Below are 19,610 nucleotides of genomic sequence, written 5' to 3' on the forward strand. Positions count from 1 at the left end.
AAGAGCGGATTAAGATGAAAAACAGGCAGAGACTAGGGAAAACAACGGTCGCTATAGTAGTTAGCACTTTGGCTTTTTCTAATTGCGCATGGGGATTGCCACAGGGTGGGACGGTAGTTACTGGTAACGGCAGTTATACGTCCAGCGGTAATCAGATGGATATTACCGGTACAGGCAATGTGTCGGTCAAGTGGGATAGTTTTAATGTTGCTGCTGGAGAAACGGTAAATTTTAAGAATATGAACGCTATTTTGAATTATGTTACCGGCAGACAGGGCAGTGAGATTTTTGGCGCTTTGAATGGACAAGGGGTACATGTTTTTTTGATCAATCCCAATGGGATTTTGTTTGGTAAAACGGCACAGGTAAATGTTGGTTCGCTGACGGCTTCTACTAAGAGCTTATCTGATGTCGATACAGCTTTACAAAATTTTAAAAACAGCGCTGGTATCAGTGATTTTGGGATAGCGGGAACTGCTGAGCTTGTCAATATGGGTAAACTGGAAGCAGACACACTGCGTTTTGAGGGCAGCCGTATCGTTTTAGATACTGATAATATAAAATTGGGCGGAGATGATTTTGACGGCAGCAATGCTGTTATTAACGGAGATTTTGCCAATGGTAACGTTGTGTTGGGGTATACCGCTCATGATGCTAACGGTTATGCAGGTAAGGATAAAAATTTTGATATCAATGGCGGAGCTCAGAGTGTAAAAGGTTATATGTGGGTGACAAATGCTGAGCAGCTGCAGGACATTAATACTAATCTAAGCGGCAATTATGCTTTAAAAAATGATATTGATGCTAGCAGCATTAATAGTTTTATACCCATCAGCGCTGACAGTACGTTTAAGGGAACCTTTGACGGTCTGGAGAATGATATAAAAAATGTAACTGTAAATGGTGGGAATGGAAGCTACAAAGGGTTGTTCGGACAAACTGCAAGTGGCAGTGTAATCAGAAATCTTACTTTATCCAATTGTAATATTAGTGGATACCAGGCTGTTGGAGCAGTTGTAGGTCAGAATAACGGGTTAATTGAAAATGTTGCAGTAAGTGGTATTGTTTCAGGAACAAGTAAATATACCGGAGGTATTGTTGGCATTAATGCAGGAATAATAAAGAATGCTGAAGTTGATATAACAGTAAATAATACTAGCGGCGGTTATTCCGGCGGCATTACAGGGTATAATTATAAGGGTCTTGGGGAGATTGATGGTATAGTTGGCAAGATAAAAGTTATTAATAGTACGGGTGGTTATACAGGGGGCATAGTTGGCTATAATGCTGGAAGTGTTAAAAATGTAGATGCAGAAATTGATTTGACTGGCGGCGGTGTTGGGATAGGTGGTATTGCTGGACAAAATACTTCTACAGGTACTATTGATGGAATTTTACTAAAAGGAAAAATTGATGCTGGAAATAATAGTGCTGTAGGTGGTATTGCCGGAGCTAATACAGGTATTATAAATAGTGTCCATAACTATGCTTCTGTTAGTGGCAATAGTACTGTTGGAGGAATTGTTGGACAGAATAATGGGAATATCTCTGACGGTATCAATGATGGAAGTATTAAGGGAAATGAACTTGTCGGCGGGATTTGTGGACAAAATAAAGTAAATGGTTATGTATATAATATTGAAAATAGAGGTTTTGTAGGCGGAGCTCGTGAAGTAGGCGGAGCTATTGGTGAAAATAACGGAACTGTGAGCAAAGCACTTAATAAAGGAAGTGTTTTTGTAACCGATGGTGTGAGTGTTGGTTCAAGCTATTATATTGGTGGTGTACTAGGTTATAATGATGCTGAAGGTTCCAACTATGTCAGTGAATTAAAAAATGAAGGTACAGTAAAAGGTTATAGTTATGTCGGCGGTGTTATTGGCTGTAATGCTTCTGGACAAATAATTGTCGATGCCATCAACAATGGTAACATTAGCGGATTAGATAGTGTTGGGGGAATTTTAGGATATTATTATTGTGATGATGATATGCTTTTAGAGAATACCAATAATTCAGGGACAATAACAGGAAGAACAGCGGTAGGCGGTATTGTTGGTATGGGGGGCGGCGTGTCTATGTCAGGACCTCCCAGTGCCGGTATTGGATGTGTATCTGTCAGTAGGGCTGAAAACAGTGGTGCTGTTAGCGGTAGCGGTAATAGTGTTGGTGGGATTATAGGAGTAGGCACATCTTCTAAAAGCATTGATAATGTGTTAAATACAGGTACAGTACAAGGCAGGGACCAGGTAGGCGGAATTATTGGTAATTCTGTTGAAGGGATAGTAGAGAATGCACTGAATTTAGGGCAGGTCATTGCTACAGACGGTAATGCACAGTATTGTGGTGGGATAGTAGGATGGGGACCAGGTGCAATTGTTTCTGATAAGGCTGTTTATGCGACGACCGATAAAGATGGCAATACTTACGATATTTCTAAGTATAACGACAAAGGTGTTGGCAAGGCTTATGCAGATATCTTTCCGGCACCGCCACTACCGCCTGATCCACCAGAACTGCCTGAAGATGAGCATGATATTACTAAACTGCCTGAATTTGAGGATAATTATCATAGTAGCAGCTCTGCTGTAACTTCTGAGCTGCATACCCCTGTAATAATAAATCCAAGTGGTGAAAACACGAATATTGGTGTCGGAACAATTGAAATACATAACAGTGATGACAGCCTGAATGCAAGTGGTTCTGGCAGCAGTTTTAGTGCTGGTTTCGAGAATATTTTAGCTGGTGCCGGTCAGGAAGAACAAGCTGACAGCAATTCTCGCAGTTCCGATACGGGCGATGTGCAAGGTAGTAAGATGGATAATCTGGCTGGTGGTAACGATACTGATTTGAGTATGTTTTCTGATAGTGATACCGAAGATCAGGACGAATAGAATAACGAAGAAAAGTAATTAAAAACTCACATCTTCCGGGGTGTGAGTTTTTAATTACTCGTAATTCGCATATTGCTTTTCTGAAAACCACTTATTTGTACGGTGAGTACTAATAAGTAGAACTATAGCTATAACAAGCCGTAATTTTATATAAAATATATAATTATTTCATATAAATAGCAAAATATTTGAAATATAAAAAATAATAAAATTCATTAATTTTAAGTGCATTTACATATTTAAAGACATATAATTTCTTTGCATGTATAATTTTATTTTGTATAAATGAGTAATATAGTGCACGTATGTGCTGTATTTTATACAGCAAATGCATTTTTTTGTAAGATAATAAGTATAAAACCAATATCTATAAAAGTTTAATTGTTAAGGTGAAAAAAGTCATGTTTGCTGAGAAATATAGAAGTATAGGCTTAAATATTTTATATTACAGAAGACTGAAAGGTTTAAGTCAGGAAGCATTGTCTATTAAAGCCGGTTTGACCCGTTCCTATATATCAAAAATAGAACGTGGTGCTGCCAGATGCGGTTTGGAAGTATTTTTTCTTATCGCACAGGCACTTGAGGTAGATCCGGCTGAACTTATCAGCGATCTGCCGCCAGGAACAGAATCGGCGCAAAAATAAATTTATTTAGTAACAGGTGATGAAGGAGGTATCTTTATGAATCCCGATTATAAGGAAATTGGTAAGAATATCAGGTTAATGCGTATCAGACACGGTATCAGTCAAAGTGAGCTGGCCCAGCGTTTGGATGTTTCGCAGACTCATATGAGTAATCTTGAACACGGACGTGTCAGTGTCAGTCTGAGGGTATTACTGCGTTTGGCACATTTTTTCAAGTGCAGCGTCGATACGCTGCTGGGCAGTGTTTTGCAGGGGCATGTTACGCCGGAAGTAAATAATGACGGTTATGATATTGAGGATCTGGCTTTGCTGCTTAAGGTTTTAAAACAAAAAAGAGTAGAAGTTCTGTAACGAAAATATGAAAGACTGCCGCAATTTAAAATTGCGGCAGTCTTTTTTTCATGATATGACGTTCAATTGCATTGCAGCCATTCCCTGATAACAGCAAACAGTTCTTCCAAGTGGAACGGTTTGGTAATATGTGAGTTCATTCCGGCTTCACGTTCTTTTTTGATGTCGTCCAGGAAGGCGTTGGCAGTCATAGCAACGATCGGCAATTTTTTTGCGTCTTGGCGTGGTAGCTTACGGATCGCTTTGGTTGCATCGTATCCATTGAGTTTAGGCATCTGCACGTCCATAAAAACAAGGTCATAATAATTTTCTGGAGCCTGAGTAATTTTTGTCAGTGCTGCTTCGCCATCAGTGGCTTCTTCGATCATGGCACCGGTCATACCAATCAACTCACAGGCGATCTCCATATTAAGCGGATTGTCTTCAACGATAAGTATACGCTTACCGCTGCAGTTTGGTTCATTAGCAGCAGACCGAAGCACGTGCTGCGTTCTGGGTGTAACTGTCTGGTGCATTTTGTTGAGTACCTGTGCGAGGTTCGTTTTAAACAGCGGCAGGATCAGAAGTGCGTCAAAAGAATAGTCTTTAATGGTCTGGCTGAGGTCGGAGAAGGTGATCGCCAGAGTTATCTTTAATGTTGGTGACAGCTGGCGTAATTCGTTTAACATCTTTTCCAAATCCAAATCTGGGTTATAGACTATGATGACTGTTGTATAGTCACTGCTGCTTTTTAGGTCGGCTGTTAGCTTAGTAATGGCTTCTGCAAGGCTGGACACAGCTTGACCGTTAATCTGCAGTTGCTGCAGCTGCTGCAGGATATTAGGAGCATAAGTTTGATACTGATCGATGACCAGGGCCTGCAGCTTGTTATGAATGGCAGAAACCGGGACAGGCTGCTTATCGGCCAGCTTCAGGGGCAGGGTGACTGTAAAGGTGGTTCCAGAGCCTGCCGCGCTGGTGACTTCAATAGTACCACCCATCAAATCAACGATATTTTTAGTGATAGCCATACCCAAACCTGTGCCTTCGATACTATCCATACTTGAAGTTTGGGAACGTTCGAAGGGGGTGAACAGGTGCGGCAAAAATTCCTGATCCATGCCAATGCCGTTATCACTGAAAACAAAACGAAAATGCCCATAACCTGTTGGAGCCAGTGTTAATTGCGTGATCTCAAGCTTGAGCTTTCCGCCTTGGGGCGTAAATTTGATAGAATTACTGAGGATATTAGTAAAGATCTGATTAAGGCGTACAGTATCTCCCAGCAGATATTCGTCACTGATATTATGTGTATTTACATGCAGTTCATGCTGATGCTCTTTTAACTGTGGGTTGATGAGTGAGATCAGGTTATGAATAAGTTCAGCTAGATTGAGCGGCGATTCCTTAAGTGATAATTTGCCGCTTTCGATCTTAGACATGTCGAGAATATCGTTGATCAGTTCTAAAAGATGATTTGAGGCCAGTTCGATTTTGCTGAGGCAGTTATTGACCCGAACAGGGTCGTGCAGGTATTGCTGTGCAATCGTAGTCATACCTATGATGGCGTTCATTGGAGTACGGATATCGTGGCTCATATTTGACAAAAAAGAGCTTTTAGCAGTATTGGCCTTTTCTGCAGAAAGCAGAGCAGCTTTTAATGCCTGCTGCTGCCTCTCATAGGCCAGTTTTTGCGTATGGATGTTCCGAAAAGCGATAACACAGCCAGTAATAGTTCCTTCGGTGTTTTTGATGGCCTGGGCTTCCAGACGTACCCATTCGTATTTGTCGTTGGCAAAACGCCTCAGCAATTCTATTTCGATAGAGTTTTTATTGTTTTGAGTCAGTGTTGCATAGATATTTTCTAAAGCAAAAGCCTCTGCCAACTGTTTTCGGAATTTTGCATGAACAAAATTATTGACGAAAGTAGTCCAGGCTTCGGTATGATCTTCTAATCCTTTCAGCATATTAGCAGTGATGATTTCGGTAAGCCGTAAAATATAAAATCTATGCTCCTGCAGGTCGACATAGTAAACGGCATAGTACATTTCAGCCAGCGCATTGGCGATATTATGATGGCGCATTCTGTCGGCGCTGAGTAATGCAAGCTCATGTTCCTGCTGCTTTTTATCGTCGATGTTCCGCAGCAGCAGCATGATTTTTTCACCTTCGATTGTAGAGATCCTGGTACCGTAATAGGTGTAATAGTGCAGTTTTTTGTTTTTATCCCAAATACGCATCTCGCCTTCGGCATAGGTTTGTCTGCTGTAAAGTTTTGCATCAAAGATTCCTGATAAAAGCGCTTTGTCACTGTCCAGCAGCTGTTGATGAAATTGATCGTAGAAATCACGGTAACGGCCGCGTTTTTTCAGCGAGATTATCTCTTCTGAATAATGGATACAGTTATAACCCTGGCGCTCCATATCGACGCTGATTGCCAGTGCGTACATATGGGCAACTGCCATTTTGGCAGTTTTTTCACTGAGCGAATGTTCGACTTTCTGGGTCAGGTCTTCAAAGGCCAGTACCGCATAAGGATAAGCGTCAGAGTAGCCTGGGGCCGGAATGATCTTGACACTGAGCCAAAACCCCTGCTTGTTTTTAAAAATATGCTCGATCCGGTTATTATCGTTGGCAAACTGGCCAATGATGTAGGTGCTGTTGGTAATTTTTAAGAGCGTCTGCTGCCATTTAGGGTCTACGAATTCGTTTACATACATGGAAAACTGTTTATCATAGCATTCTTCCATATGTACGATTTTTTTGAATTGTTCTGGGACACGCAGGCCGCGTAAAGTGTTATTGCGTAGATTAACAAGGTAAACAGCATAATATTCTTCACTTAACTGAGCGATCCAGGCGGTTTGTTCGCGTTGACTCAACTCAAATTGTTTTTGTTTTTCAATATTACGGTAGCACCATAGTACTTTCAGGTGTCCGGTTTGGGTATCAATTGTAGATACGAGATGAGTCTCGATCCATTCAAAGCTATCTGGCGCAACAAGACGTCGCAGTTCGCCAATGATATGCATATTTTCCTGCGGCATATTTTGACGCAGGTTCTTCATTGAAGTAAGGTCCCAAAATTTTTGCCTGTCTTCAGGATGGATCAGCATTTCACCGTAAAGATCATTGGCCTGAGTAAAGCTGCCGGCATGCGGAAAGGCCGAAGCACAGGGGCCGAGCTTCGGAGAAATATAACGGTCGTCGATAAGATCGATAACTACATATTCGTCAAAGAGAACATCGATACCTTGTAGAAGATCTTTGGAATGGTCGTGTCTGATCTTGACTTCGCCGGCAAAAATATGAGGTGTGACAGAAATCGCTAAGGCAGGGATCTGTCTGCCATCCTCGTCCCAAAGAGTTTTTTTCACTCGGACATCTACGTTGCTTCCTAAAATAGATTTTTCAGCAAAATACTGATAATCACCCTGATGAAAATTGACGGCATCAAAGCTGAGTGTGTCAGGATGATAGCGCACACCTTTCTTGAAACCGGCTTTTGCAGCAGTCTGATTGCAGTAAAGTATCTGCAGAGTGGATCGGTCGACGACAAATAATGTTAGATTACTGATATCATCGATGAGTTTGAGGACATTTCTTTCGGAATTCATTATAAATACCTTCCCTATCCTTTATAGTTGAAGGAAAACTTTTATAAATTAATTATAATATAAAAAGATAACAAAGTGAAACGAATGTTGTAATAATTATTGCGATAAAAAACAAACTCCTTAGACATGCAGTCTAAGGAGTTTGTTTTAGTTTTCAGCAGCACCCAGGATTTCGTCGGCTAAAGCAGACAGGCTTTTGTGATCCAACTCGGCAAAGAACGATCGTCGGGAAGGATGTGGCGTCATTTTCCCAGCCACAGCGGCGTTGTATTCGGCGCCATGTTTAAAATCTGTCGGCTGGCATTCCAGTTCGTTGCGACAGTCTTTAAAAAGAGCAGCACCTTTTTCAGTATTGACGAGGACCAGCGTAACGCCTTTATCATCATCGAAAAGCGGGAAATGCTTGTTGACGCCCCAATAGTCGGCTATCGTCAGATCAGCCAGGCTGTGTTTATTGTTAAAAGCGCAGTCGGAACAGGAAGGGCGAGTACTGACATTATTCAGGAATAAACGCATATATGGACCGCGGCGTTTATGTGTTGCAAAGATATGGTTTTCAGTTTGAAAAACGATATTAAAGCGTTTCCAACCGGGAGTTTTATCGCGGAAATTGACTTTTATTACCGGTGATGACGAAAACTCGGTGACTTCGTCCAGTCGTTTCTGGTAGACTTTGGGACTGGGAACCCCATGGCAGACTACGTCAATGGTATAAAGCCTTTCATAGTCTTTACGCAGATATCCTTTCAAGCCTCCGATCTGGCACGGCGTACCGCTGAATAAAACAGTATGGCCTGCCTGAAGCAGTTTTTCGGCGTCCTGGTAGGTAGTGCTGATATCGCTTTGTACATATTTGGAACCGCGTAATTTATTCATTGCATTGACGCTTGTGACAGCGATATGTCTAACGTGCCAGTTGTCGTCAAAGGCCGCCCCGAAGACTGTCCCCTGACGTCCCAGGATTTTTTCGGCAGCCAGGGAGAAAAAACCGCCGCTGGAGCTGACAAAGCGAACGGCTTCGTTTTTATTTTTACAGCCAATAACAGCTAAAATCTCATGAGGTTGAGGTTTGTGCAGCAGAGGACAAACGCGTTCACACAAACCGCAGTGGATACATTTGTCAGTATCGACCAGCGGATAATTGAAGCCTTCTTCGTCTGGTGCCATAGTGATGCAGGAGGTCACGCAGCGACTGGCACAGGCTCTGCAGCCGCAGCAGTCGGTTTTGTTGGTAATGGTAATCATAATTTCACCTTCTTAAACAATTTTTGAAGCTTAGGAATGCTGTGAAAAATAGTTTAAAAACAGTTGGGCGACATTGGAAAGTGGACGTCCTTTAACAATAGATAGCGTTTTATTCAGGAATAGTCTGTCATCGCGGATGATCTTGCAAATCAGATCGTTGTCAAAAATTTCACCCGGTGAAGCTGGTACGACGGCGATGCCGGCATTTTCTTTTGCCCAGGCTATTGTAGACAGTTTAGTAGAATTAATGCTCAGGATCTGCGGGAAGATCATGGAATCGGAACAAACGTTTAAAAATAAAGTCGAACAGCCGCGTGACAGGCAGATGGGCATATCTTCCATATGTGCCAAAAGCAGAGCTTTGTCGTCTGCCGGCAGCCAGGGATTGTCTTTGTGCATTACTGCAACAAGGCGCTCCTGCTTGGTATAGATAGTATCAAACCGGCTTTCCTGTGTCAGCGGAGCATTGGCAACGCCGATCTCCGTTTTCCCGGTCAGCATCTGATTGATTTGTTCCAAGATGGAAACTTCGTACAGCTCATAGTTGATCTGCGGATATTCTTTGGAAAATTTGCTGAGGTAAGTTTGAATAAAGGAAATCGACATCGAAGGCGACAGGCTGACTCGCAGAGTACCTGTATAGCCGTTGACGCAGTCCGATATTTCCCGTTGGGTATCATCTTCCAGCGAACAGAGATATTTAGCTTTGTTATAAAGAATGCAGCCGGCATTGGTCAATTCTATATTATGTACGCCGCGACGGATATTGACTAGCTGAGTGCCGAATTTTTTCTGCAGCAGCTTCAGTTGATTACTGAGGGCTGGCTGGGCAACGTGTACGCGCTTGGATGCCGCTGAAAGACTTCCTGCTTCGACGATGGCAATAAAATTGCGGTAATATTCCATGTCCATAGTCTGCTCTCCTCCTGTTACTGGCAATATAGATTTAAGTTTAAGCCAACTGTAGTTTGTTTATCGTTTAACTACATTATAGATGATAAAGCAGCTTAAACCTATCTTTTTCTGAAAAAATTTTTATAACTTTAGATAAGCATATAAATAAAACTTATAAATTATATCAATTATTTTGATGTTTAAAGATAGATATTGTCAATGAAAATGGCAAATGTTGTTAGAATGAATTTTTTATAAAAGTAATATTACATCAATTTAATTTTATGAATAGAAATAAAGAAAAGTGTAATTTTAAACTCGAAAACCAAATTTAAACATATCAAATAAATTAATATTTTCTATTGCTTTTTGGTATTTTACGTTATAAGTTTCCGGAATTATACTGAAAGTGAAGAAAGGTGTATGAGAAATTTAAATCTGGGAAAGAAGGGATGAAAATGTTAGACAGCACGAGATTAAGAAATCCGCAGTTGTTTGACAAAATCGTTACTCCGGAAGAAGCTGCGGCGCTGATTACTGATGGAATGAATGTGGGCGTCAGTGGTTTTACCCCATCCGGCTACCCTAAAAAAACAACGATAGCTTTAGCCAAAGCTATCAAAGAAGGTAAACGCTGCCGTATCAATATCTGGAGTGGCGCTTCTGTTGGTCCGGAAATTGAAGAGGAATTGGCGGCAGTTGGCGCTATAAAAGGCAGGATGCCGTATTATGCCGCGTCCAACAAAAGCATGAAAAAGGGCATCAATGAAGGCAAGATTGAATATGTGGACCAACATTTGAGCCATTTCGGACAGCAGGTAGATTATGGGTTTTTTGGTGATGTAGATGTAGCTATCATTGAAGCTACGGCAATTACTGCAGAAGGTAATATTATTTTAGGTCCTGGTGTTGGTAATGCGCCGATTTTTGTGAAGCATGCCAAGAAAATCATTATCGAAGTCAATACTTCGATTCCTTTGAATCTGGAAGGTATGCATGATATCTATATTCCGGCGATCCCGCCAAATAGAACTGAGATTCCAATTTATCATGCGGGGGACAGGATAGGTAAACCTTATGTAGAATGCGGTATCGATCGTATCGATTGTATCGTGGAGTCTGATATTTTGGATCATGTGCGTGACTTGACTGCTCCTGATGCAGCAAGCATCAAAATTGCTGAGAATTTGGTGGAATTTTTAGAGTATGAACAAAAGATGGGACGTTTGCCGGAGAAAATGCTGCCCTTGCAGTCCGGTGTCGGCAGTATTGCCAATGCGGTTCTTTTAGGACTGGCCAAATCCAGATTTGAAAATCTGGAAATGTATTCCGAGATTTTACAGGATTCTGTATTTCGTCTGATCAAGCTGGGCAAGATAGCTAAAGCCTCCGGCTGCGCGTTCACTCCTTCGCCTTCGGTTTGGGAGATGTACAAGGAAGATCCTGATTTGTATCGTAAGAGTATTGTTTTAAGACCGCTTGATATCAGTAATCACCCCGAGGTTATCAGGCGTTTGGGAGTTATTGCTATGAATACGCCGTTGGAATTTGATATCTACGGGCAGGCTAATTCAACGCATGTTATGGGCTGCACGATGATGAATGGTATTGGAGGCAGCGGTGATTATATGCGTAACGGTTTCCTTACGATTTTTTCAACGCCGTCTACAGCGAAATGCGGCTCGATTTCCAGTGTAGTACCTATGGTTACTCATGCAGACCATACTGAACATGACACGATGGTTTTTATTACTGAACAGGGTGTGGCCGACATCCGTGGTTTGAGTCCCGTCAAACGTGCTAAAGCTATCATAAATAACTGCGCACACCCTGATTTTCGGCCGCAGCTTTTGGAATATCTGAGGTTTGCACAACAAAAAAACGCCCATATGCCAATTGATTTGGCACATTGTTTCGATATGCAGAAAAAATTTTATGAAACCGGCACTATGCTGTAAACAGCGAAGCGGAATGAGAAAGGGGTCAATGACATGACTAATTATGAAGAAATCAAACAGGGACTGGCGGATTATGAAGCAAAGGTTGCTAAAGCCAATGCCAAATTTCCTGAAAGAAAAGAATTTAAAGAAAAACACGTGTATACTCCTTTGGATGTAGAAGGTTTTGATTACTGCTCTAAAAGCGGGTTCCCTGGACAATACCCTTTTACACGCGGCGTACAGCCGACTATGTATCGTGGGCGGTTGTGGACGATGCGCGCTTATGCAGGCTTTGCTACAGCTGAGGAAACCAATGCCCGTTATAAATATTTGCTGGAAGCAGGTCAAACCGGCCTGTCGGTAGCTATGGACCTGCCGACACAGATCGGACTTGATTCCGATGCGGAGCTTTCGCATGGTGAAGTTGGTAAAGTTGGCGTAGCTATTGATTCGCTGGCTGATATGGAAAAGCTTTTTGAAGGTATTCCTTTGGATAAAGTCAGTACTTCTATGACTATTAACGGCCCGGCTGCAGTGCTTTTGGCGATGTACGTTGCTGTTGCCGAACAGCAGGGTGTTAAGCCGGAACAATTAAAAGGCACCATTCAAAATGATATTTTAAAAGAATATATTGCCCGTGGCACATATATTTTCCCACCACGGCCTTCGATGCGGCTGATTACAGATACTTTTGAATATTGCTCTAAGAGTATTCCAAAATGGAATACGATCAGCGTAGGTGCTTACCATATTCGTGAAGCCGGTGCTTCCTGTGTACAGGAAATCGCTTTTGCATTTGCTAATGCGATGGCTTATATTGATGCGGCAATCAAGGCCGGACAGAAGGTAGATGATTTTGCTCCTGGTATTTCCTGGATCTTTACTGCCGGACTTAATATGTTTGAGGAAGTTGCTAAATTCCGTGCGGCACGCCGTTTGTGGGCGCGCATTATGAAAGAACGTTATGGTGCTACAGTACCGAAAGCACAGATGCTGCGTGTGCATGTGCATACTGCCGGCAGTGTTCTGACTGCTCAGCAGCCGCTTAATAACGTAGCCCGTATTACCTGGCAGGCGTTGTCCGCCGTTTTAGGCGGTATTCAGTCTATGGCCTGCTGTGCTTATGATGAAGCGATTGCTTTGCCAACTGAAGAGTCGGCTACTCTGGCACTGCGTACTCAACAGATGCTGGCTTATGAAAGTGGTATTACCGATACTATTGATCCGCTGGCAGGTTCCTATTATGTAGAAGCCCTGACGGATAGGATGGAAGCAGAAGCTTATGAATATATCAAGAAAATTGATGCTATGGGCGGTGCTGTAGCTGCTATCGAGCAAGGCTATATGCAGGGTGAAATGTCGGCTCATGCTTATGAAGATCAACGCGATATCGAAACTAAACGGTCTATAGTTGTCGGTGTTAATAAGTTTGTTGATAATAAACAACTGGCGGAACAGGATGTTCTGACTGCTGACCTTAGTGTTGCTGAACGCCAGATTGCCAAAGTCGAAAAGATGAAAGACGGACGTGATCAGAAAGCCGTCGATGTTGCTTTAACGGCGCTGAAGCAAGCTTGCGCCGGCGAAGAAAATTTGATGCCTTATCTGATTGACGCTGTTAAAACTTATGCCACTTTGGGAGAAATATGCGGCGTGATGAAAGAAATATTCGGAGAATATAGACAGGACGGTTCCATGTTCTGATCTGACTGACAGGTTGTGAGTGAAAGAACGGAGTTGATTGTTATGACAACGAAAGCATTGGCTGATTTTGTGGCAAGCATACAATATGATAAATTGAGTCCGGAAACTGTTCGGATTACAAAGCAGTGTATTTTAGATTGGCTGGGAGTCTGTATTCGCGGTTCGCAGGAAAAACCTATCCAAATCATTCGTAAGTTGCTGCTGGATGGCGGTGGTAAGGCACAGTCTACAGTTTTGGCTGGACAGACGGAACAAACTACTGCTTTAAATGCTGCATTTTGTAATGGAAGCGCTTCCCATTCCCTTGATTTTGATGACCTTCATAATCCATCTATTATACATCTGGCTACAGTAGTTGTACCGCCGGTATTTGCCATTGCTGAGGCGGAGCATAAAAGCGGTAAAGATATGTTGGCAGCTGTAGTAGCAGGATATGAGGTTGGCGGCCGCGTAGGCGAATCCGTTATCCCTGAGTCCTATTTCTTCTGGCATACTACTGGTACAGCAGGTACCTTAGGCGCTGCCGCTTCGGCAGCGAAGGTTTTAGGTCTTGATGCGGCTGCGACGCTGCAATGTCTTGGCAGTGCTGGTACACAGGCGGCAGGGTTGTGGGAATTTTTGAAAGAGGGCGCAATGAGCAAAACTCTGCATGCCGGTAAAAGTTCATATGCCGGCGTACTTTCAGCATATCTGGCCCGTGCTGGTTTTACTGGTGCGACAAAGATATTGGAAGGAGAAAAAGGCTTTTGCCGGGCTATGGTCACAGAGCCGCATTTGGAAAAATTGACGGATGGGCTGAATGATGGTATATATAAGATTGATAATAATTCGTTCAAACCTTATGCCTGCTGTAAACATTCTCATGCCGCGCTGTATGCGATGCAGGTGCTGCGTACTGAGCATGGATTGAAGCCTGATGATGTTGAAGCGATAGAGATTTTAGTCAATGAGATCACTGATTTTCTGATCAATAATCCTCAACCTGAAAATCCGTATGGCTGCAAGTTCAGTATCCAATATTGTGTTGCCGGGATGCTCAAATACGGCGATATGGGTGTTGATCGCTTCCTGACGGAAGTTATTGGTGATGCTGAAGTCCGTAGCTTGATGGCGAAGACCAAGGTCATGCGTGATGCTGCGATCGAGGCGGTACATGCTGCTGATGCTGCAAAACTGGCATCAAAGCTTATCGTTCGCTGTAAAGATGGGCGAGTATTGGAGTTACAGGTAGATTTTCCGAAAGGAGATCCGCCTAATCCGATGAGCTGGGATGAAAGTGTTGCAAAATTTATGTCTTTGGCTGCTCCTGTTTACGGCGAAGAAAAAACGGCCAAGCTGTGCGGGCTTATCGATAATCTGGAAGCAAGCGCAGATTTTGCAGCAGACCTGGCTGAATGTCTGGCATAAGACGGCGTTAAGGAGGAACTCCCTGTGGTTGAAGCGGAAAAGATCAAAGCAAAGGTCAGCGAAATTTATTCGCATAATAATTTTATGCAGGAGTGCGGCATTTACATCGTAGATATGTCTTGCGGCAGCGCTACAGTTGCAGTAAAAGTAGATCCTAAGCGGCATGCTAATCTTAATGGTATGGCGCATGGAGGACTGGTTGCAACGCTGGCTGATAATGCTACAGGCATTGCAGGTGCAACGATAGGTAAAAGGGTAGTGACATCAACTATTGCTACAGATTTTATCAAAGGCGCACCGGTGGGTACGACGATCAGCGCTACTTCACGGATAACACACGCTGACGACAGATTGGTAACCATCAATATCGAAGTGCGTGATCTGGACAATGATACCCTGGTGGCTAAGGCTACAGCGGCGATGATTGTAGTGGATACATTCGCTGGGATTCCTGAAAAATGGTAATAAGAGCAGGGAGTATTATTCGGCTGTTGTGTCGTTGCAGTTAAATATTGCTGTTTGGGCATTAGCAGAAGGCAATTTTGTAAGAGTGTACAGTTTGCTATGATTTTCTAAAAAAGGCGGCTTAAGCCGTCTTTTTTGTGTTTATTTCGATACCGAAAGTAGTATTTTTGAGACCTTATTTAAATATTGCAAAAGAAAGTTTTCTACCAAATATGGTTGCATGTGCAAAATAAAACACAACATCTAGTAATTTTTGGCTTTACATTAACAATGCGCTGTGCTATGATGATAATGTAAATTTTACGCATAAATAATAATTTTTGTTTGGCGTTAACGATAAGAAATTATGAAAGAAGGCGTCAGTTATGAAAGTAATCAAACGTGATGGCAGTACTGCCGATTTTGACAGCAGCAAGATTATAGTTGCTATCCAGAAAGCCAATCAGGTAGTCGAACCGGAAGACCGTATCGATCAGGAACGTATCGAAGCTATCGCTCATTATGTGGAAAGTAAAAACCGCATGCGTCTTTTGGTTGAAGATATACAGGATATGGTAGAGCATCAGCTTATGGACGAGGGGAAATTCAACCTGGCCAAGTCTTATATTATTTACCGCTATACTCGCGCTTTGGTGCGTAAGGCTAACACGACTGATGAATCCATTTTATCTCTGATCCGTAACAGTAATAAAGATGTTATGGAGGAAAACTCTAATAAAAATGCTGTTATGGCTTCTACTCAGCGCGATCTGATTGCCGGCGAGGTTTCCAAGGACCTGACCCGCCGTCTGATCCTGCCGGAGAAGATTTCTAAAGCCCATGATGAGGGCGCTATCCATTTTCACGATGCTGATTACTTCGTACAGCCTATTTTCAACTGTTGCCTGATCAATGTTGGCGATATGCTGGATAACGGCACTGTAATGAACGGTAAACTGATCGAAAGCCCGAAAAGTTTTCAGGTGGCTTGTACAGTAATGACTCAGATCATCGCTTCAGTAGCCAGCAGCCAGTATGGTGGGCAGTCTGTCGATATTCGTCATTTAGGCAAATATCTGCGCCGCAGCTATGAAAAATTCAAACTGACGATCAAAGCTGAGGTCGGTGACAGTGTTGCTGATGAAGTTGTAGAGCGCCTTACAAAAAGACGTTTGCAGGATGAGCTGCGCAGCGGTGTGCAGACAATTCAATACCAGATTAATACTTTGATGACAACAAACGGACAATCTCCGTTTGTCACTATCTTCCTTAATCTGCAGGCGGACGATGAATATCTGGAAGAAAATGCAATGATAGTAGAAGAGATTCTGCGGCAACGGTTGGAAGGCATTAAAAATGATAAAGGCGTTTTTGTAACGCCTGCTTTCCCGAAGCTGGTTTATGTGCTTGATGAACATAACTGCCTGAAGGGCGGCAAGTATGATTATATTACTAAGCTGGCTGTAAAATGCAGCGCTAAACGTTTATATCCTGACTATATCTCTGCTAAAAAAATGCGTGAGAATTATGAAGGAAATGTTTTCGCACCGATGGGCTGCCGTAGTTTTTTGGCTGCATGGAAGGATGACGAAGGCAATTACAAATTCGAAGGCCGTTTCAATCAGGGTGTCGTATCTTTGAATTTGCCTCAGGTGGCTATTTTGGCACATGGCGACGAAGAAAAATTCTGGCCATTGCTGGATGAACGCTTACAGCTTTGTTATGAAGCTTTGATGTGCCGTCATAACTCATTAAAGGGTATTCGCAGTGACGTCAGTCCTGTACATTGGCAGTATGGAGCGATTGCACGCTTGGAAAAAGGCGAAGTTATTGATAAATATCTGGAAAAAGGCTATTCTACTATTTCACTCGGTTATATTGGTTTGTACGAAATGACTAAGTTAATGAAAGATGTCAGCCACACAACACCTGAAGGGGAAGAATTTGCTTTGCGCGTGATGAAATATCTGCGTGCTGCCTGTGATAAATGGAAAAAAGAAACAGGGTTAGGTTTTGCCTTATATGGTACGCCTGCTGAATCATTGTGCTATCGTTTTGCCCGTATTGACAAAGAACGGTTTGGTACTATTGCCGATGTAACGGATAAAGGCTATTATACTAATTCTTACCACGTAGATGTTCGTGAGGATATCGACGCCTTTAGTAAATTCAATTTTGAAAGCCAGTTCCAGCGTATTTCTTCGGGCGGCGCTATTTCCTATGTCGAAATTCCTAATATGCGCCATAACCTGGAAGCAATGGAAGATGTTGTTCGCTTTATTTATGACAATATTCAATATGCTGAATTTAATACTAAATCAGATTACTGCCATGTGTGCGGGTTTGATGGTGAGATTATCATCAACGATGATTTGGAATGGGAGTGCCCTAACTGTGGTAATAAAAATCAGACTTTAATGAATGTTACTCGCCGTACTTGTGGCTATTTAGGTGAAAATTTCTGGAACGTGGGTAAGACTAAAGAAATCAAATCCCGCGTCCTGCATCTGTAAGCGGGAGGCGTTATAAATGAATTACGCTACGATAAAGACCCATGATACCGCCAATGGGCCGGGAGTGCGTGTGTCGCTGTTCGTCAGCGGCTGCACTCACCAGTGCAAAGGGTGTTTTAACCCGGAAGCATGGGACTTTAATTATGGTGCTCCTTTTACAGAAACAGAGGAAGATACAATCGTCAGAGGATTGGAGCCCTGGTTTATCCGCGGGCTTTCGCTTTTGGGCGGCGAGCCTTTTGAGCCGTCTAATCAACAGGCACTTTTGCCGTTGCTGCGTAAGGTACGTAAGGCTTATCCTGAAAAAACGATCTGGTGTTATACCGGGTATGATTTTGAACAGGATCTTCTTACGGGTCGTTTATGTGATTGGCCGGTTACTGAGGAGTTGCTTTCTTATATAGACGTTTTAGTAGACGGCGAATTTAAGCTCGATTTAAAAAATCCCAATCTGCGTTTTCGAGGCAGTTCTAACCAGCGCGTTATTGATTTAAAAAAATCGCTGTATGGTGATGAACTGGTTTTATGGTCAGAAGCTTATTAAAATTAAAACCCCTTCCACATATAATAATATGGGAGGGGTTTTTTGTATGATATCGTAACTAAATAATTAAAATATATAATTTGCGTAGCTTGTCTCTTCAATTAAATAGCTTTATAATATTATCAATAGATAATAATTTTAATTTTGATGTGGAGTGAAGTGCATGTTAAATGTGTTTAAAAATAAACTTTCACAGATTCACAAGCAAAGTAAAGAAGCGAAAGAACTTTTGCGTTTTATCGGACCTGGTATTTTGGTAACGGTGGGATTTATCGATCCAGGAAACTGGGCTGCTAATTTGGCGGCCGGCGCCGATTACGGGTATGCTTTGCTGTGGGTCGTAACGTTATCAACTCTGATGTTGATTTTGCTGCAGCATAATGTAGCTCATCTGGGCATCGTCACAGGTGAATGTTTATCGGAAGCAGCGACAAGATTTTTACCTAAGCGTATTTCACGTCCAATTCTGGTTACTGCTATTATGGCGGCGCAGGCAACTGCTTTAGCTGAAATTTTGGGTGCGGCGATTGCACTTAATATGTTGTTTGGCATTCCAATTATGGCTGGTGCTGTGATTACCGCTGTCGTTTGCACACTGATGTTGTGGACAAATTCCTACAGTCGTTTGGAAACATGGATAGCGGGTTTTGTTTCTGTTATTGCCATGTCTTATTTATTTGAAATTTCAATGGTACATGTTGATTGGCCGCAGGCCGTTGTCAGCTGGACTGTGCCTAATATTCCAGCAGGCTCGATGCTGGTGGTAATGAGTATTTTAGGTGCTGTAATTATGCCGCATAATTTATTTCTGCATTCTGAAATTATTCAAAGCAGGCATTGGAACCTGGAAGATAAGGCATTGATGGAAAAACAGCTGCGTTTTGAATTTGTCGATACTTTATTTTCTATGAGTATCGGCTGGGCAATCAACAGTGCCATGATTTTGCTGGCCGCTGCAACATTTTTTGTTCATGGAGTTAGTGTCAGTGAATTACAGCAGGCTCAGGAGCTGCTGGTGCCGCTTTTAGGTGAGAATGCAGCACATATTTTTGCAATAGCACTGCTTTTTGCAGGGATTGCTTCTACAACAACGGCGGGTATGGCAGGTGTTACTATTTTTTCAGGTATGTTCGGTGAATCTTACGATATGAAGGATATTCATTCACGTGTTGGTTTGCTGCTGACATTTGTTCCTGCTGTTATCGTTTTATATTTCATCAATGATCCCTTCTGGGGATTGATCGTCAGCCAGATGCTGCTTAGTGTGCAGCTTCCGTTGACTGTATTTATGCAGATTTGGCTCACTTCTTCACCAAAAGTAATGGGGACTTATGCTAATAAGCCTTTTACTAAAGGTCTGCTTTATGCGGTAGGATTTATTGTTACAGCACTCAATTTGTATCTTTTATATGTTAGTTTGCAATAAAATAATGATGC

At 42.4% G+C, this 19,610-nt stretch carries 13 protein-coding genes; 10 read left to right on the top strand and 3 right to left on the bottom strand.

The genetic code is table 11. From position 1 onward, the window contains the following. Positions 1-14: 14 nt before the first annotated feature. The 3 genes from PFJ30894_RS03700 (at position 15) to PFJ30894_RS03710 (ending at position 3,886) form a co-directional block, all read left to right on the top strand. Positions 15-2,891, top strand: a complete 2,877-nt coding sequence (locus tag PFJ30894_RS03700) for a filamentous hemagglutinin N-terminal domain-containing protein (RefSeq protein ID WP_125669093.1) — start codon at positions 15-17, stop codon at positions 2,889-2,891. 401 nt (positions 2,892-3,292) lie between these two features. Then, the gene (locus tag PFJ30894_RS03705; RefSeq protein WP_021717512.1) at positions 3,293-3,535 is read left to right on the top strand and encodes a helix-turn-helix domain-containing protein; all 243 of its coding nucleotides are present in this window, start codon (positions 3,293-3,295) and stop codon (positions 3,533-3,535) included. Positions 3,536-3,571: 36 nt separating this feature from the next. Continuing rightward, a complete protein-coding gene (locus tag PFJ30894_RS03710) occupies positions 3,572-3,886 on the top strand; it encodes a helix-turn-helix domain-containing protein (protein WP_125669094.1) in 315 nt (104 codons plus the stop codon). A 62-nt stretch (positions 3,887-3,948) separates the two neighbouring features. On the opposite strand, the gene PFJ30894_RS03715 is transcribed toward PFJ30894_RS03710, so the two are convergent. The 3 genes from PFJ30894_RS03715 to PFJ30894_RS03725 all read right to left on the bottom strand — a co-directional run bounded on the left by PFJ30894_RS03715 (position 3,949) and on the right by PFJ30894_RS03725 (position 9,639). Next, on the bottom strand, positions 3,949-7,482 hold the full coding sequence (locus tag PFJ30894_RS03715) for a hybrid sensor histidine kinase/response regulator (RefSeq protein ID WP_125669095.1): 3,534 nt from the start codon (positions 7,480-7,482) through the stop codon (positions 3,949-3,951). A 147-nt stretch (positions 7,483-7,629) separates the two neighbouring features. Continuing rightward, the gene (locus PFJ30894_RS03720) at positions 7,630-8,727 is read right to left on the bottom strand and encodes a Coenzyme F420 hydrogenase/dehydrogenase, beta subunit C-terminal domain (protein ID WP_125669096.1); all 1,098 of its coding nucleotides are present in this window, start codon (positions 8,725-8,727) and stop codon (positions 7,630-7,632) included. A 30-nt stretch (positions 8,728-8,757) separates the two neighbouring features. Continuing rightward, positions 8,758-9,639 (bottom strand): LysR family transcriptional regulator, encoded by an 882-nt coding sequence (locus tag PFJ30894_RS03725; protein ID WP_021717516.1) that lies wholly within the window; start codon positions 9,637-9,639, stop codon positions 8,758-8,760. A 440-nt stretch (positions 9,640-10,079) separates the two neighbouring features. On the opposite strand from PFJ30894_RS03725, the gene PFJ30894_RS03730 reads away from it, so the two are divergent. The 7 genes from PFJ30894_RS03730 (at position 10,080) to PFJ30894_RS03760 (ending at position 19,599) form a co-directional block, all read left to right on the top strand. After that, a complete protein-coding gene (locus tag PFJ30894_RS03730; protein WP_046430697.1) occupies positions 10,080-11,579 on the top strand; it encodes a succinate CoA transferase in 1,500 nt (499 codons plus the stop codon). A 33-nt stretch (positions 11,580-11,612) separates the two neighbouring features. Further along, a complete protein-coding gene (locus tag PFJ30894_RS03735; protein WP_125669097.1) occupies positions 11,613-13,265 on the top strand; it encodes an acyl-CoA mutase large subunit family protein in 1,653 nt (550 codons plus the stop codon). A gap of 42 nt (positions 13,266-13,307) precedes the next feature. Further along, positions 13,308-14,672 (top strand): MmgE/PrpD family protein, encoded by a 1,365-nt coding sequence (locus PFJ30894_RS03740; protein ID WP_125669098.1) that lies wholly within the window; start codon positions 13,308-13,310, stop codon positions 14,670-14,672. Between the two features lie 24 nt (positions 14,673-14,696). Beyond that, entirely contained in the window at positions 14,697-15,137 is a 441-nt protein-coding gene (locus PFJ30894_RS03745) for a PaaI family thioesterase (RefSeq protein ID WP_125669099.1), read from the top strand. Between the two features lie 365 nt (positions 15,138-15,502). Further along, positions 15,503-17,629 carry an anaerobic ribonucleoside-triphosphate reductase gene (gene nrdD, locus PFJ30894_RS03750; protein WP_021717521.1) on the top strand — a complete coding sequence of 709 codons (2,127 nt, stop codon included), beginning with the start codon at positions 15,503-15,505 and terminating at the stop codon, positions 17,627-17,629. A gap of 16 nt (positions 17,630-17,645) precedes the next feature. Then, on the top strand, positions 17,646-18,173 hold the full coding sequence (nrdG, locus tag PFJ30894_RS03755; protein WP_113077966.1) for an anaerobic ribonucleoside-triphosphate reductase activating protein: 528 nt from the start codon (positions 17,646-17,648) through the stop codon (positions 18,171-18,173). A 163-nt stretch (positions 18,174-18,336) separates the two neighbouring features. Then, positions 18,337-19,599 carry an Nramp family divalent metal transporter gene (locus PFJ30894_RS03760; protein ID WP_125669100.1) on the top strand — a complete coding sequence of 421 codons (1,263 nt, stop codon included), beginning with the start codon at positions 18,337-18,339 and terminating at the stop codon, positions 19,597-19,599. Positions 19,600-19,610: the final 11 nt, after the last annotated feature.

The organism is Phascolarctobacterium faecium (assembly GCF_003945365.1).
Lineage (GTDB): Bacteria > Bacillota > Negativicutes > Acidaminococcales > Acidaminococcaceae > Phascolarctobacterium > Phascolarctobacterium faecium.

What these genes read in the sequence shown, in the direction of transcription:
- PFJ30894_RS03730 (WP_046430697.1), top strand. Translation starts at nt 10,080, where the DNA reads ATGTTAGACAGCACGAGATTAAGAAATCCGCAGTTGTTTGACAAAATC.
- PFJ30894_RS03740 (WP_125669098.1), top strand. Translation starts at nt 13,308, where the DNA reads ATGACAACGAAAGCATTGGCTGATTTTGTGGCAAGCATACAATATGAT.
- PFJ30894_RS03700 (WP_125669093.1), top strand. Translation starts at nt 15, where the DNA reads ATGAAAAACAGGCAGAGACTAGGGAAAACAACGGTCGCTATAGTAGTT.
- PFJ30894_RS03735 (WP_125669097.1), top strand. Translation starts at nt 11,613, where the DNA reads ATGACTAATTATGAAGAAATCAAACAGGGACTGGCGGATTATGAAGCA.
- nrdD (WP_021717521.1), top strand. Translation starts at nt 15,503, where the DNA reads ATGAAAGTAATCAAACGTGATGGCAGTACTGCCGATTTTGACAGCAGC.
- PFJ30894_RS03705 (WP_021717512.1), top strand. Translation starts at nt 3,293, where the DNA reads ATGTTTGCTGAGAAATATAGAAGTATAGGCTTAAATATTTTATATTAC.
- PFJ30894_RS03715 (WP_125669095.1), bottom strand. Translation starts at nt 7,482, where the DNA reads ATGAATTCCGAAAGAAATGTCCTCAAACTCATCGATGATATCAGTAAT.
- nrdG (WP_113077966.1), top strand. Translation starts at nt 17,646, where the DNA reads ATGAATTACGCTACGATAAAGACCCATGATACCGCCAATGGGCCGGGA.
- PFJ30894_RS03760 (WP_125669100.1), top strand. Translation starts at nt 18,337, where the DNA reads ATGTTAAATGTGTTTAAAAATAAACTTTCACAGATTCACAAGCAAAGT.
- PFJ30894_RS03720 (WP_125669096.1), bottom strand. Translation starts at nt 8,727, where the DNA reads ATGATTACCATTACCAACAAAACCGACTGCTGCGGCTGCAGAGCCTGT.
- PFJ30894_RS03710 (WP_125669094.1), top strand. Translation starts at nt 3,572, where the DNA reads ATGAATCCCGATTATAAGGAAATTGGTAAGAATATCAGGTTAATGCGT.
- PFJ30894_RS03725 (WP_021717516.1), bottom strand. Translation starts at nt 9,639, where the DNA reads ATGGACATGGAATATTACCGCAATTTTATTGCCATCGTCGAAGCAGGA.